This window comes from Acidovorax sp. A79 (genome assembly GCF_041154505.1).
Lineage (GTDB): Bacteria > Pseudomonadota > Gammaproteobacteria > Burkholderiales > Burkholderiaceae_C > Acidovorax.
On record NZ_AP028672.1, the window covers coordinates 299,783 to 312,964 of the forward strand.

12 protein-coding genes are annotated in these 13,182 nt (G+C 68.4%); 7 read left to right on the forward strand and 5 right to left on the reverse strand.

What is annotated here, in order from left to right; translation table 11 throughout:
- The first annotated feature begins 94 nt into the window (after nt 1–94).
- Together ACAM51_RS01340 and ACAM51_RS01345 are read left to right on the forward strand one after the other, a co-directional pair.
- Nucleotides 95–556: a nuclear transport factor 2 family protein gene (locus ACAM51_RS01340; protein ID WP_369642507.1), complete on the forward strand. Its 462-nt coding sequence runs from the start codon at nt 95–97 to the stop codon at nt 554–556.
- Between the two features lie 76 nt (nt 557–632).
- The gene (locus ACAM51_RS01345) at nt 633–1,601 is read left to right on the forward strand and encodes a 2-hydroxyacid dehydrogenase (RefSeq protein ID WP_369642508.1); all 969 of its coding nucleotides are present in this window, start codon (nt 633–635) and stop codon (nt 1,599–1,601) included.
- Between the two features lie 87 nt (nt 1,602–1,688).
- Here ACAM51_RS01345 and ACAM51_RS01350 read toward each other — a convergent pair whose 3' ends face one another.
- Entirely contained in the window at nt 1,689–2,990 is a 1,302-nt protein-coding gene (locus ACAM51_RS01350; protein WP_369642509.1) for a M20/M25/M40 family metallo-hydrolase, read from the reverse strand.
- A gap of 110 nt (nt 2,991–3,100) precedes the next feature.
- Nucleotides 3,101–3,967, reverse strand: a complete 867-nt coding sequence (locus ACAM51_RS01355) for a LysR family transcriptional regulator (protein ID WP_369642510.1) — start codon at nt 3,965–3,967, stop codon at nt 3,101–3,103.
- Nucleotides 3,968–4,064: 97 nt separating this feature from the next.
- Here ACAM51_RS01355 and ACAM51_RS01360 point away from each other — a divergent pair, with 97 nt between their 5' ends.
- On the forward strand, nt 4,065–4,496 hold the full coding sequence (locus ACAM51_RS01360) for a nuclear transport factor 2 family protein (protein ID WP_369642511.1): 432 nt from the start codon (nt 4,065–4,067) through the stop codon (nt 4,494–4,496).
- Here the strand turns inward: ACAM51_RS01360 and ACAM51_RS01365 are convergent.
- A complete protein-coding gene (locus tag ACAM51_RS01365; protein ID WP_369642512.1) occupies nt 4,474–5,400 on the reverse strand; it encodes a LysR substrate-binding domain-containing protein in 927 nt (308 codons plus the stop codon). The genes ACAM51_RS01360 and ACAM51_RS01365 overlap by 23 nt on opposite strands.
- A gap of 108 nt (nt 5,401–5,508) precedes the next feature.
- On the opposite strand from ACAM51_RS01365, the gene metE reads away from it, so the two are divergent.
- A complete protein-coding gene (gene metE, locus ACAM51_RS01370) occupies nt 5,509–7,890 on the forward strand; it encodes a 5-methyltetrahydropteroyltriglutamate--homocysteine S-methyltransferase (protein WP_369642513.1) in 2,382 nt (793 codons plus the stop codon).
- Between the two features lie 35 nt (nt 7,891–7,925).
- Here metE and ACAM51_RS01375 read toward each other — a convergent pair whose 3' ends face one another.
- Together ACAM51_RS01375 and ACAM51_RS01380 are read right to left on the reverse strand one after the other, a co-directional pair.
- Complete coding sequence (locus ACAM51_RS01375) at nt 7,926–8,879, reverse strand: ketopantoate reductase family protein (RefSeq protein ID WP_369642514.1); 954 nt, start codon at nt 8,877–8,879, stop codon at nt 7,926–7,928.
- Nucleotides 8,880–8,958: 79 nt separating this feature from the next.
- Nucleotides 8,959–9,645: a Pr6Pr family membrane protein gene (locus ACAM51_RS01380; protein WP_369642515.1), complete on the reverse strand. Its 687-nt coding sequence runs from the start codon at nt 9,643–9,645 to the stop codon at nt 8,959–8,961.
- A gap of 160 nt (nt 9,646–9,805) precedes the next feature.
- On the opposite strand from ACAM51_RS01380, the gene ACAM51_RS01385 reads away from it, so the two are divergent.
- The 3 genes from ACAM51_RS01385 to ACAM51_RS01395 are packed head-to-tail and all read left to right on the forward strand — an operon-like array spanning nt 9,806 to nt 13,178.
- The gene (locus ACAM51_RS01385) at nt 9,806–10,309 is read left to right on the forward strand and encodes a MarR family winged helix-turn-helix transcriptional regulator (protein WP_218338520.1); all 504 of its coding nucleotides are present in this window, start codon (nt 9,806–9,808) and stop codon (nt 10,307–10,309) included.
- Nucleotides 10,310–10,344: 35 nt separating this feature from the next.
- Entirely contained in the window at nt 10,345–11,820 is a 1,476-nt protein-coding gene (locus ACAM51_RS01390; protein ID WP_369643907.1) for an efflux transporter outer membrane subunit, read from the forward strand.
- Nucleotides 11,821–11,873: 53 nt separating this feature from the next.
- Nucleotides 11,874–13,178, forward strand: a complete 1,305-nt coding sequence (locus ACAM51_RS01395) for an HlyD family efflux transporter periplasmic adaptor subunit (protein WP_369642516.1) — start codon at nt 11,874–11,876, stop codon at nt 13,176–13,178.
- Nucleotides 13,179–13,182 lie beyond the last annotated feature (4 nt).

Here is a 13,182-nt window from a genome sequence, read left to right on the forward strand (position 1 = left end):
GGTTGCATTCCACCACGCGCCTGGCCGTGCACGGGCGCGTGGTGCAGCCGTGGCACGCACACACATCCCCAACACCACAACGGAGACAGACAAGATGTTCAAGCAAATCGTTTTCGCCACCGCCGCCGCCTTGGCCATTGCCGCGCTCACGGGCTGCGCCACCAGCGCACCCGCTGCATCTTCGGCATCGTCCGAGCAATCGGTGGCCGCGGCTGCGGAAAAACTCCGCGTGGCCATGATCGATCCCACGCCCACGGCCCTCGCCCAACTCGTCGCCGACGACCTGAGCTACGGCCATTCGGGGGGCCGCGTGGACACCAAGGACAGTTTCATCGGCGACCTGATCGCAGGAAAATCCGACTTCGTCACCATCGCCATCTCCGACCAGACCATCAAGGTCGTGGGCAACACCGCCATCGTGCGCCACACCCTCACGGCCGATACCAATGACTCGGGCAAGCCCGGCAAGGTGCAGATCAAGATCCTGGGCGTGTGGCAGCAGCAAGGCGGCCAGTGGAAGCTGCTGGCGCGCCAGGCCGTGCGCGTCGCGGCATGATGTAGACACATCGGGGCGGCAGTGTGCCGCCGTATGCCGCCCGTTGCATTTTTTGGCACTGTTGCCCCACGAAACCATGACCACGACTCCCCCTCGCATCCTGCAAATCGGCCGCCTGCCCCTTCCCGCGCTGGAGGCCGAACTGGCGGCCCGTTACAGCGTCGCCTGCCTGGCCGAACAGCCCGATCCAGCGGCTTTTCTGGCGTCACACGGTGCGGAGTTCACCGGGGTGGTGACCACCGCCGCCATCGGCCTCAAGGGCGAGGTCATCGCCGCGCTGCCCCACCTCCAGGTCATCAGCAGCTTTGGCGTGGGCTTTGACGCGCTGGACATCGATGCGGCCAAGGCGCGTGGCGTGCAGGTGGGCTACACGCCCGGCGTGCTCAACGACTGTGTGGCCGACATGGCGTTTGCGCTGATGCTGGATGTGTCGCGCAACCTTGCCGCCAGCGACCGTTTTGTGCGCCGTGGCGAATGGCCGAAGGCCAGGTATGCGCTCGGCAGCCGCGTGTCGGGCAAGCGCCTGGGCATCGTGGGCATGGGCCGCATCGGCCAGGCGGTGGCCGATCGTGCGGGCGGCTTCCGCATGCAGGTGGGCTACCACAACCGTCGGCAGGCCGAGGGCTGCGCACTCCCTTACTTCGCGTCCTTGACCGCGCTGGCGCAGTGGGCCGACTACCTGGTGCTGACCGTGGCGGGCGGCGCTGGCACGCGCCACCTCGTCAATCGCGATGTGCTGGATGCCCTGGGGCCGAACGGCTACCTCGTCAATGTGGCGCGCGGCAGCGTGGTGGACGAAGCCGCATTGATCGAAGCGCTGACCGAACGCCGCATCGCCGGTGCCGGGCTGGACGTGTTCGAGAACGAGCCCACCGTGCCCGCCGCGCTGATGGCGCTGGACAACGTGGTGCTGACGCCCCACACCGCCAGCGCCACGCACGAAACCCGACGCGCGATGGCCGACCTGGTGCTGGAAAACCTGGAATCGTTCTACACCACCGGTGCCGTGCTGGCGCCGGTGCCTGGCACCTTGGTACTTGAGTAAGCCGTAAACAGCGCCTCCGTGCCTGGCTCCTCGCCCTGCAGCACCGGAGACGCCCCCGCAGGGGGAGGCACGAAGCGGCTCAGGGAGTCACTTCAGCCTGTCGCGCGAGATGTCCATGATCATGCGCGTGGCCAGGTACAGACGCGGCACGATGGTGTTGATCTGCACGTACTCCGCATCATTGGAGTGGGCGCCGTAGCCCGACAGGCCCATACCCTCCACCACCGCGCCCTTGGTCTTGAGCGCCGCAAAGGCCGCATCGGTGCCGCCCCCGGTGGCTTTCTCGACCACGTTGAGCGGCAGGCCCAACTCCTGGTAGATGACCTTGCCGTAACCGGCCACACGGCGCGATGCCTCGCTGGCTTCGAGCGGCGGCCGGCGCACCTCGAACTTCACGTCCACCTTGGAGGCGGGCAGCAGCCGGGTCTTGATCTTCTCCTGCAGCGATTTCTCCAACCCGTCAAAGTCCGCCACCTTGAGCGCGCGGGCATCGGCCTGGGCCGTGGCTTCTGCGGGGATCACATTGCGGTTGGTGCCGGACTTGGAGACGGTCCAGTTGAGCTTGAGTCCTTCGTCGTTCTTCGACAGGTCCTTCATCTGCAGCAACTGGTGCGACAGTTCGTACAGCGCGTTCACGCCATCCTCGGGCTTGGCCCCGGCGTGCGATGCCTTGCCCTGCACCGTGAGGTAGGCCGCCCCGATGCCGCTGGTGGCCAGGCGCAGCGTGCCGTCGGTGCCGCCGCCTTCGAACGACAACACCACGTCCTGCTCGGACGCCACACGGGTGATGGTGCTGCGCCAGCCGGGCGAGCTGATTTCCTCGTCGCCATTGATCAGCACGGTGAGCGTGCCGTAGTCCTTGAAGCTGAGCTTTTGCAGCAAGGCCACGGTATGGATGATGAGCGCGATGCCCTGCTTGTCGTCCGAAATGCCCAGGCCATAGGCCTTGTCGCCATCGATGCGGAACGGCTGGCCTTTGAGCATGCCTTTCAGGTACACCGTGTCCATGTGCGCGATGAGCATGATCTTCTTGCTGCCCGTGCCCTTGAACACGGCCTGCACGGCAGGGCCCACCTTCTCGGGCGTGTCGTCCAGGCGGTAGATGTCGCTGGTCTGCAGCACGTCCACCGTGCCGCCCAGTTGCTTGAGCTGGCTGGCAATGCGCTCGGCGATCTGATTCAAGCCTTCGATGTCCTTGCTGCCGGACTCGATGTGCACCAGGTCGCGCAGGGTGTCGAGCAGCGGCTGCTGCTCCTTCTGGGCCAGCGCATGGACATCAGCCACCGGCGCAGCGTGGGCCAGGGCGGCGGCAAACGCCAGCGCCAGCGAGGCCATCAGGGGGCGGACAAACGAAGGGGCTGAGTGTGGGCGGCGCTGCGGATGGTGCATGGTGCAAAGGCTCGGTGAAGGGATGAGGAAAGCGATTATGGAGTCTTGCAACACCAATTTCAAACACTGATCCTCCTTGCAATGCTTCGGTCAGCGCCTGCGCGCCAGACTCAGCCCGCAGGCGCAAACACCTCGGGGCTCAGCCGTGACTTGTGGCCCCGGGGTTCAAACAGCCACATGCCATACAGCGGCAGAGATTCCGCCAGCCGCAGGGGCGCCACCAGCGTGGACGCACCGCCCAGCAACGCAGGGTGCGGCACAACAGCCAGCAGGTCGGACTGCGCCACCAGGTGCAGCAGGCTGGCAAAGTCGGGGCAGCGCACGGACATCTTGGGCGCGGGCATGCGGCGCACACGGTGCGCTTCCGTCAACACATCCACCGGCCCGCTGACACTGGGCCCCACACAGGCCCACGCAGCGCCCTGCAGTTGCGCCAGCGACTGGGCCCGGACCCATGGGTGGCCCTTGCGCGCATAGACCTGGGGATGCAACTCGTACAGGGGGCGCTCCGCCACATCGGGATGCGCAAACTTGCGCGGTTTGGGGGCGATGACCGCATCAAAGCGCCGCTGCAGCAGGCCCTCCAGCAGACTGCCTTCATCGGCCGTCGCCATCTCCAGCGAGCGCCGGGCGTTGGGCAGGCACCAGCTGGCATACAGCAGCGGGCCACAGACCAGCGCCGCTGAAGACGTGAGCCCTACCCGCAGCAAGTAGCGGTCTGCCGCAGCCACTGACGCGCGGGGCAGCGCCTCAACCCCCCGCGCCAGGTGCAGGGCCTGCGCGGCTACAGCCCGGGCCAGGTCGGTGGGCACATGGCGGCGCCCCTCGCGCACCAGCAAGGGCTTCGCGAAGTGGGCTTGCAGTGCCTTCATGCCATGGCTGATCGCAGGCTGCGACACGCCGCAGGCCTTGGCCGCCAAGGCGAACGAGCCCTGTTCGATGACCGCACGGAGGTATTGCAGGTAGCGCAGATACATAAACACCTTTTATGTATAAGCCACCATTGTCTCTTGTCGTGCGGCGCGGAGTTGGCGAAGCTACGCACTCCACTCCACGCCCTTTGCATCGCCACGTATGAGCCATCCCCCCATCGACACCGTCCGCACCTACCTCGCCCACCTGCATGCCAGTCATACCGACGGGCTGATTGCCTGTTTTGAAGACGATGGCATGGTGCATTCGCCCTTTCTGGGCACCATGCGCGCGAGGGGCTTTTTCCAAAAGCTCGCCCAGGCTTCCAGCCGCAGCGTGATCACCGTGCTGGATCTGTTCGTCTCTGCCCAACCAGAAAGCGGCGGTGCCATGCGGGTCGCCGCCTATTTCCGCTACGACTGGACCTTGAACGATGGCCGCGAGGTGACATTCACCTGCGTGGATGTATTCACGTTCGACGCGGGCAGCACCCGCATCCGCGACATGAACATCGTCTACGACACCCACCCGCTGCGCGAAGAGGTGGGCGACAAGTACGCGCCGGATCCAATCACAACAACTCCACGCCCTTGAGCGTGACAAAACTCGTCTCGCGCGTGACCTGCACAAAGTCCTGCAGGTACGGCTTGGCCGACAGGCTGGGCAGGCAGGCGGCGTGCAGTTCGCCCCGCAACCCCCGGGCTCCGATGGGCCTGGCCGTCACATACCCCCGGTCCAGGTAACTCTGCACCGCCCACAGCGGCAGCGCCGCCACGCCGCGCCCGCTGGCCACCAACTGCAGCATGGCCACCGTCAGCTCGGTGGTGCGGCGCGGGGGGCGCACCCCGGCGGGCTCCAGCACCTGGCGGATCAAGTCCAGCATTTCGTCCGGCACGGGGTAGGTGATGATGGTCTGGTCGGCAAAGTCCTGCGCCACCAGGTGCGGCCTGGCGACCAGCGGGTGCGTGTTGGCCAGCAGCGCGCGGATCTCGAAGCCAAACAGCGCGTGGTAGTCCACGCCCGCCTCGTCGACATCCACCTCCGACACGATGGCCACGTCGGCCCGGCCCTGGTGCAGCAGGCCCACGGGGTCGGCGTGAAAGCCACTCACGATGTCCAGCTCCACCTCGGGCCAGCGGGTGCGAAACGCATCCATGGCGGGCATCAGCCAGTCAAAACAGGTGTGGCATTCCACCGCAATGCGCATCTGCCCGCCCTGCCCCAATACCAGGCGGGCAATGTCGCGCTCGGCTCCCTCCACCTGCGGCAGCATGGCATCGGCCAGGGCCAGCAGGCGTTCGCCCACGGCGGTGAACTGCGGCGGGACGGACTTGCGCTCAAACAGCGGCTGGCCATAGCGGTCCTCCAGCAGCTTGATCTGGTGCGACAGCGCCGACTGCGTGAGGTTGAGCAGCTGTGCGGCCCGCACCAGGCTGCCGCTGTCGCGCAGGGCGACCAGGGTGCGCAGGTGGCGCACTTCCAGAATCGACTGGTTCATTACTAATTTTCAAGTTGATCGCATAAAACTTTCGTTTGAATAATAAACGAGCCCGCGCGACCATCGGTGCCTTCATTGCATTGCTCCATTCAGAAGAAGGAAATCACCATGTCGCTCGCCACCCAATCCTCCTCTCGCCCTGTGCTCACGCACACACTGGGTTTTCCGCGCATGGGGGCGCAGCGCGAACTGAAATTCGCGCTCGAGTCCTTCTGGCGCGGCGACAGTACCGAGGCCGAGCTGCAGGCCACCGCCGCCCAATTGCGCCAGTTGCATTGGCAGGCGCAGGCCGATGCGGGCCTGGGTTGTGTGACGGTGGGCGACTTTGCGCTGTACGACCACGTGGCCAACCACATCCAGCTGCTGGGCTGCGAGCCTGCGCGCTTTGGCTTTGACGCACACACCCCCGAGCTGGCGCGCTACTTTGCGATGGCGCGGGGCGTGTCGGCCCACGCTGCCGAAGACCATCAGGGCTGCAGCGCCGGTTGCACCGCAAAGCACACCACCGCAGGCCAGCCCGCTCTGGAGATGACCAAGTGGTTTGACACCAACTACCACTACCTCGTGCCCGAGTTCAGCGCCCACACCCAGTTCCGCCTGGCCAGCGAGCGCCTGTTCGCCGAAGTGGCCGAGGCCCAGGCGCTGGGCCACCGCGTCAAGGCCGTGCTGCTGGGGCCCCTGAGCCTTTTGTGGCTGGGCAAATCCAAAACGGCGGGTTTTGACCGCTTCAGCCTGCTGGAGTCATTGCTGCCGGTGTACGAAACCATGCTGGCGCGCCTGAAGGCCCAGGGCGTGGAATGGGTGCAGATCGACGAACCCATCCTGGGCCTGGACCTGCCCGATGCGTGGCGCCATGCCTTTGAGCCCAGCTACTGGCAACTGGCGCGCAGCGCGCCCAAGCTGCTGCTGGCCACCTACTTCTCGCCGCTGGCCGAAAACCTGCGCCTGGCCTGCCAGCTGCCCGTGGCCGGCCTGCATGTGGACGCCGTGCGCTCCCCCGACGAGCTGGTGGGCGTGGCGGACTGGCTGCCCTCGCACAAGGTGCTGTCCGTGGGCATCGTGGACGGCCGCAACATCTGGCGCACCGACCTCGATGCCGCTCTGGCCAAGCTGCGCCCCGTGGCCGACAAGCACCAGGGCGAGCTGTGGCTGGCACCGTCGTGCTCTCTGCTGCATGTGCCGTTCAGCTTAGAGGCCGAAACGCAGCTGGATGCCGAAGTGAAATCCTGGCTGGCGTTTGCCGTCGAAAAGCTCGACGAGCTGCGTGTGCTTGCCGCCGCCTTGTCGCAAGGCGAGGTTGCGGTGGACGATGAATTGCACGCCGCCCGCATCGCCCTGGCCGCCCGCCGCGCCAGCCCCCGCGTTCACCGTGCCACCGTGGCCGCCCGCCTGGCCGCCGCTGCGCCGGGGGCCGACCAGCGCCACGACGCCTTTCCCGCCAGGCAAAAGGCACAGCGCGCACGCCTGAAGCTGCCGCTGCTGCCCACCACCACGATTGGCTCGTTCCCGCAGACGGCGGAGATCCGCGCAGCCCGTGCCGCCTTCAAGCGCGGGGCACTGGATGCGGCCCACTACCAACAAAAGATGCAAGCGGAAATTGCCCTGGCCGTGCGCAAGCAGGAAGCCCTGGGCATCGACGTGCTGGTGCATGGCGAGGCAGAGCGCAATGACATGGTCGAATACTTTGGCGAGCAGCTCGACGGCTTTGCCTTCACCGCCAACGGCTGGGTGCAAAGCTATGGCTCACGCTGCGTGAAGCCGCCCATCATCTACGGCGACGTGACCCGCCCCACGCCCATGACCGTGGCCTGGACGCAGTACGCGCAGAGCCTGACCGACCGCCCCATGAAGGGCATGCTCACCGGACCCATCACCATCCTGCAGTGGAGCTTCGTGCGCGACGACCAGCCGCGCGCCACCACGGCCGACCAGATCGCCTGGGCCATCCGCGACGAGGTGTGTGATCTGGAAGCCGCCGGCATCGCCATCATCCAGATCGACGAGCCCGCCATCCGCGAGGGCCTGCCGCTGCGCCGCGCCGGGTGGAAGAGCTATCTGGAGCGCGCCACACGCGCGTTCCGCATCAGTGCCAGCGGCGTGCGCAACGACACCCAGATCCACACCCACATGTGCTACAGCGAGTTCAACGACATCCTGCCCGCCATCGCGGCCATGGATGCCGATGTGATCACGATTGAGACGAGCCGGTCGGACATGGAGCTGCTCCAAGGTTTTGGCGACTTCAAATATCCGAACGAGATCGGCCCCGGCGTGTACGACATCCACTCGCCCCGCGTGCCCGGCGTGCAGGAGATGGCCGCACTGCTGGAGAAGGCCGCCGAGGTGGTGCCCGTGGAGCACCTCTGGGTGAACCCCGACTGCGGCCTGAAAACCCGGGGCTGGCCCGAGACCGAAGCCGCGCTGCGCCACATGGTGCAGGCGGCGCAGGAAGTGCGCGAGCGGCTGCTGGAGGAAGCGGCCCTGGCATGACGGAGGCCCGGCCGCGAGATCGGCTGGCCGCCCACTCAGCCCGCAGCGCCCTTCATCTCCGCCAATTTCACGAGGACCAGCAAAGCGTGGTTGAGAGGCGTGGGCACGCCCAGGGCGGCCCCGCGCCTGACGACGTAGCCGTTCAGATGGTCGATCTCGGTGGGCTTGCCCCGCGCCAGGTCCTGTGCGGTGGACGAGAACTGGCCGGGCATGGTGGCAGCGATGCCGCGCACGGCGGCCTGCACGTCGCCCGCAATCGTCACTCCGTCCGCAGCTGCCACCGCCAGGCATTCGGCCACGATGTCGGTGATCACCTGCGTCACGCCGGGCACCTGCACCAGCGGGCCATAAGGCTGTTGCGACAGGGCCGAGAGCGCGTTGTACGCGCTGTTGAGCACCAGCTTGGCCCACAGCGCACCGCGCACGTTGTCTGACACCTGGGTGGGGATGCCCGCCGCCGTGAGCTGGCGGGCGGCCTCGCCGCTGCGTGGCGATGGCGCAATCACCAGCTCGCCCCGGCCATGGTGCACCACATGCCCCGGGCCGCCCATGGCGGTGGCGACGTACACCACGGCGGCGGCCACGGTGGTGTTGGCGCCGAGCACGGCGCGCACGCGCTCGTCGTTGTCCACGCCGTTCTGCAGGGTCAGCACCAGCGCGCCGGGCGCCAGGTGCGGGCGCATCCCGCGCGCGGCGTCCTCCGAGTCCGAGGACTTGACGCAGAACAGCACCACGTCGGCCCCCTGCACCGCGCTGGCCTCGGTGCTGGCCGCCAGCGGCACCTGCACATCCAGCACGGCTGTCTGCAGGCGCAGCCCGCGTTCGCGCACGGCCTGCACATGGGCGGGCCGGCCAATGAGCGTCACCGGGTGCCCGGCGCGTGCCAGCAGCGCGCCGTAGTAGCAGCCCACCGCCCCCGCGCCCATGACGGCGATGCGCAGCAAGGGGCCGGGGGTGGGCGGGGCGCTGGAGGAAACGGCTGTGGTCATGGAAAGTCCGGGGGACACAAAAAAGAAGGCTGGGCCGATGGGCCTTGAGACTATATCGGGCGATCGGCCGCCCGCACGCTCATGCGCCGCGCAGCACGCGCTCCGCCCACCTGCCCGCCCCCAGGAAGAGGAAACCCACCAGCACGAAGCCGCCCAGCAGGCCAGCCGCATTGCGCAGCACCGTGGCATACCCCAGGGCGTTCACATCGATGAACGGATACGGGTAGCTGCCCAGCCACACGCCGCGCACCAGCGCATAGGCAAAGTACGCCAGCGGGTAGGCGCAGGCTGCGAGCGGCACCCACCACCGCAACCCGCGCTTGCCGGGCGCGGCCCCCAGCCAGTACAGGCCGAACAGCACGGGTACCGCGTAGTGCAGCAGCACATCGGCCAGCCACTGCCAGCCCTGGGGATCCCAGATGTTGCGCAGCAGGAAGTGGTAAGCCAGGCCCACCAGAACAATGCTGATGGCGGCACACGCCTGCACCGGCGCGCGCGCGAAGAACCGCCCCCAGGAGGAGGCTGCGGCCACCGCCGGCAAGGTCAGCACCAAGGCCACCAGGATGTTCGTGAGCACGGTGAAGTACCCCAGATAGGCCACCAGGCCCTGCAGGGCGGACTGGCCGCCGGCCAATGCAAGCCGCAGGGAAAGCACCAGCTGGAGCAGCACGGCAAACCAGACAAGCAGTGCAAGGGAAAAGGTGGCCCGCCTTTCGGCCGGGGTGGGGCGCGCGGCGTGCGCAGACGGGGGTGGCGAAGGATTCAAGGGTGTGCCCTGCTCTCGATGGGATGTGCCAGCACCATAGCCCAAAGGCCGTGGCACGGCCATCTCACCCAGGGCCGGAAGTTGCAATAACCCCTGGCAACAACTCGGGAATCATTTGATTGCAAAGACAATCATTGTCTAGTCAATTAAATTCCTGCCCATGACTTCCGCGCGCCCCACCCCCTCGATCCAGGGCTTCTACAGCCCCGACCACCTCCAGCCCGAGGACAGCGTGGGCTACCTCATGCGCAAGGTGATGTCCTCCATCCGCACCCAGGCGGATGCGCAGCTGGCTCCGCGCGACCTGACCTACGCCCAGTGGCTGCCGCTGTACAAGATCTCGCGCTGCGACAAGACCACGGTGGCCAGCCTCGCCCGCGACCTGGAGACCGATCCGGCGTCGATGACCCGGGCACTCGACCGGCTCGAAGCCAAGGGCCTGGTGCTGCGCGAGCGTTCCACCACGGACCGCCGCGTGGTGCAACTCGCGCTCACGGCCGAAGGCCAGGCCGTGGCCGCCCAGGTGCCCGCCGTGCTGGCCGACGTGCTCAACGGCCACCTGAGCGACTTCACCCACGATGAATGGCAGCTGCTGCTGCGCATGCTGCGCCGCATGCTGGCCAATGGCGAAGCGCTGCGCCAGCAGCCGCCCGCGCAGCCCTGATCGCGGTGCCCCGTACTTTTTTCGAATCCCTGGAGATTGACGTGTCCCAACCCACCCCCTTTTCAACCCGCGCCGCCGTGGCGGCCCACTTCGCCGTCTCGGCCGTCGCGCTGGCGGCCGCCCTGTTCCTGGTCGGCTGCGCCAGCCCCGGGCCGGCACACACGCCGCTGGCACAGACCACGCCCGCCGGGGCGGGCCTGAACGCCTCGGCCAGCGAATCGGCCGCCCCGTCGCAGTGGTGGACCACCCTGGGCGACGCACAGCTCAATGCCCTGGTCGACAAGGCCCTGCAGGGCAGCCCCAGCCTGGCCGTGAGCCGCGCCCGCCTGGAGCAGGCCGTGGCGCTGAGCCAGGTGCGCGAAGCCGCCAGCGGCCCGCAGGTGAACCTGGGCGTGGACGCCACGCGCCAGCGCTACACCGCCCACGGCCTGGTGCCCGCCCCGGTGGCCGGCAACACCTACAACAGTGGCACGGTGCAGGCGACGTTCAGCTGGTCGCCCGACTTCTTTGGCCAGCACGCCGCCGAGCTGCAGGCCGCCCTGGGCCAGGCGCGCGCGGCCCAGGCCGATGCTGCCGCGGCAGCCAACACCCTGGCTGCCCAGGTGGGACGCAGCTACGTGGCCCTGGCGCGCCTGGTGTCGCAACGCGAAGTCGCGGTGCGCGCGCTGGAGCAGCGCGAAGAGCAGCGCCGCCTGACCAATGACCGCGTGGCCGCGGGCCTGGACAGCCAGGTCGAGCTGACCCAGGCCCAGGCCGCCGTGCCCGACGCGCGCACGCAGATCGAGGCGCTGGACGAGCAGATCACCCTGGCGCGCCGCCAAGTGGCCGTGCTCACCGGCCAGGCGCCCGATGCGCTCACCACCCTGACCCCGCAGCTGGCCGCCCTGCAGCCCGCGCCCGTGCCCGAGGCGCTGGGCGCCGACCTGCTGGGCCGCCGCCCCGACGTGGTGGCCGCGCGCTGGCGCGTGGAAGCCGCCACCCAGGGCGTGAAGGTCGCGCGCACGGAGTTCTATCCCAACATCAACATCGGCGCCTTCATCGGCCTGAACTCGCTGGGGCTGGACAACCTGTTCAGCGCCGGCTCGCGCCAGATGGGCGTGACGCCCGCGCTGCGCCTGCCGATCTTCGACGGCGGCCGCTTGCGCGCGCAGCTGGGCGGCCGCCAGGCCGAGCTCGACGCCGCCATCGCCCAGTACAACGGCATGGTGCTCGACGCGGTCAAGGAAGCCGGCGACGCCATGGCCTCGGTGCAGTCGCTCACGCGCCAGCAGGCGCTGCAGGACGATGCCGCCGCCAGCGCCGAGAAGGCCTACCGCTTCGCGAAGGAGCGCTACCGCGCGGGCCTGGGCAACTATCTGGTGGTGCTGTCCACCGAAAGCCAGGTGCTCGCCCAGCGCCGCCTGGCCGTGGACCTGCGCGCGCGCCAGCTCGACACCCGCCTCATGCTGATGAAGGCCCTGGGCGGCGGCTGGACGGACGACACCGACACGCTGCGCACCGCCGCGCGCTGATTCCTGGCACACGAAAAACACACACAACAAACACCTACCGAAAGATCACAGCCATGAGCGAACCCCTCACCTCCCAAGAAGCCAACACCGCCCGCCGCCGGGGCCTGACCCTGATCGCCGCCGCCGTGGCCCTGGCCGCCATCGGCTGGGGCGGCTGGCACTGGGCCAATGGCCGCCATGTGGAGACCACCGACAACGCCTACGTGGCGGGCAACGTGGTGCAGATCACGCCGCAGATCGGCGGCACCGTGGTCTCCATCGGCGCGGACGACACCGATTACGTGAAGGCCGGCCAGCTGCTGGTCAAGCTCGACCCCGCCGATGCCCGCGTGGCGCTGGAGCAGGCCGAGGCGCAGCTGGCCCAGACCGTGCGCGAGGTGCGCACCCTGTTCGCCAACAACTCCACGTTGAAGGCCCAGGTCAGCCTGCGCAGCGCCGACCTGGCGCGCGCCCAGGCCGATGCCGCGCGCCTGCAGGACGACGTGGCCCGCCGCGCCCCGCTGATGGCCAGCGGCGCCGTGGGCAAGGAAGAGTTCCAGCACGCCAATGCCCAGGTCACGGCCGCCAGGAGCACCGTGGCCGCCGCCCAGGCCGCCGTGGTGGCCGCGCAGGAGCAACTGGCCGCCAGCCAGACGCAGACCGAAGGCACCTCCATCGAGCAGCACCCCAACGTGCAGCGCGCCTCGGCACGCGTGCGCGAGGCCTACCTGGCCGTGCAGCGCGCCCAGCTGGTGGCGCCGCTCGACGGCCATGTGGCCAAGCGCGGTGTGCAGGTGGGCCAGCGCGTGCAGGCAGGTGCCCCGCTGATGACGCTGGTGGCCCTGAACGACCTGTGGGTGGACGCCAACTTCAAGGAAAGCCAGCTGCAGAACCTGCGCATCGGCCAGCCCGCCGAGCTGGTGGCCGACGTATACGGCACCAAGGTCGTCTACCACGGCAAGGTCGCCGGCCTGGGTGCCGGCACGGGCGCCGCCTTCGCGCTGCTGCCCGCGCAAAACGCCACGGGCAACTGGATCAAGGTGGTGCAGCGCGTGCCCGTGCGCATTGCCCTCGACCCCAAGGAAGTCAGCGAACACGCCTTGCGCGTGGGCCTGTCGATGGACGTGAAGGTGGACACGGCCGACCAGAGCGGCAAGACCCTGTCCGACACCCAGCGCACCACGCCCGTGGCCGCCACCGCCGTGTTCGACGCGCAGTTCAAGGCCGCCGACGACGAGGTGGCCCAGATCATCGCCGCCAACCTGGGCCGCAAGGCCCTGGCCGTGGCCTCGCCCAAGGTGGTCCAGACGCCGGGCGGCAGCGCCGGGCAGGCACAGAACCACGCCTCCGCCCCCGTGCGCGCCCCTGTGGTGCAGTAAGCCG

Excerpts from the sequence above, each read along its gene's own strand:
- ACAM51_RS01345 (WP_369642508.1), top strand. The coding sequence starts at position 633 with ATGACCACGACTCCCCCTCGCATCCTGCAAATCGGCCGCCTGCCCCTT.
- ACAM51_RS01385 (WP_218338520.1), top strand. The coding sequence starts at position 9,806 with ATGACTTCCGCGCGCCCCACCCCCTCGATCCAGGGCTTCTACAGCCCC.
- ACAM51_RS01350 (WP_369642509.1), bottom strand. The coding sequence starts at position 2,990 with ATGCACCATCCGCAGCGCCGCCCACACTCAGCCCCTTCGTTTGTCCGC.
- ACAM51_RS01365 (WP_369642512.1), bottom strand. The coding sequence starts at position 5,400 with ATGAACCAGTCGATTCTGGAAGTGCGCCACCTGCGCACCCTGGTCGCC.
- metE (WP_369642513.1), top strand. The coding sequence starts at position 5,509 with ATGTCGCTCGCCACCCAATCCTCCTCTCGCCCTGTGCTCACGCACACA.
- ACAM51_RS01340 (WP_369642507.1), top strand. The coding sequence starts at position 95 with ATGTTCAAGCAAATCGTTTTCGCCACCGCCGCCGCCTTGGCCATTGCC.
- ACAM51_RS01360 (WP_369642511.1), top strand. The coding sequence starts at position 4,065 with ATGAGCCATCCCCCCATCGACACCGTCCGCACCTACCTCGCCCACCTG.
- ACAM51_RS01355 (WP_369642510.1), bottom strand. The coding sequence starts at position 3,967 with ATGTATCTGCGCTACCTGCAATACCTCCGTGCGGTCATCGAACAGGGC.
- ACAM51_RS01395 (WP_369642516.1), top strand. The coding sequence starts at position 11,874 with ATGAGCGAACCCCTCACCTCCCAAGAAGCCAACACCGCCCGCCGCCGG.
- ACAM51_RS01375 (WP_369642514.1), bottom strand. The coding sequence starts at position 8,879 with ATGACCACAGCCGTTTCCTCCAGCGCCCCGCCCACCCCCGGCCCCTTG.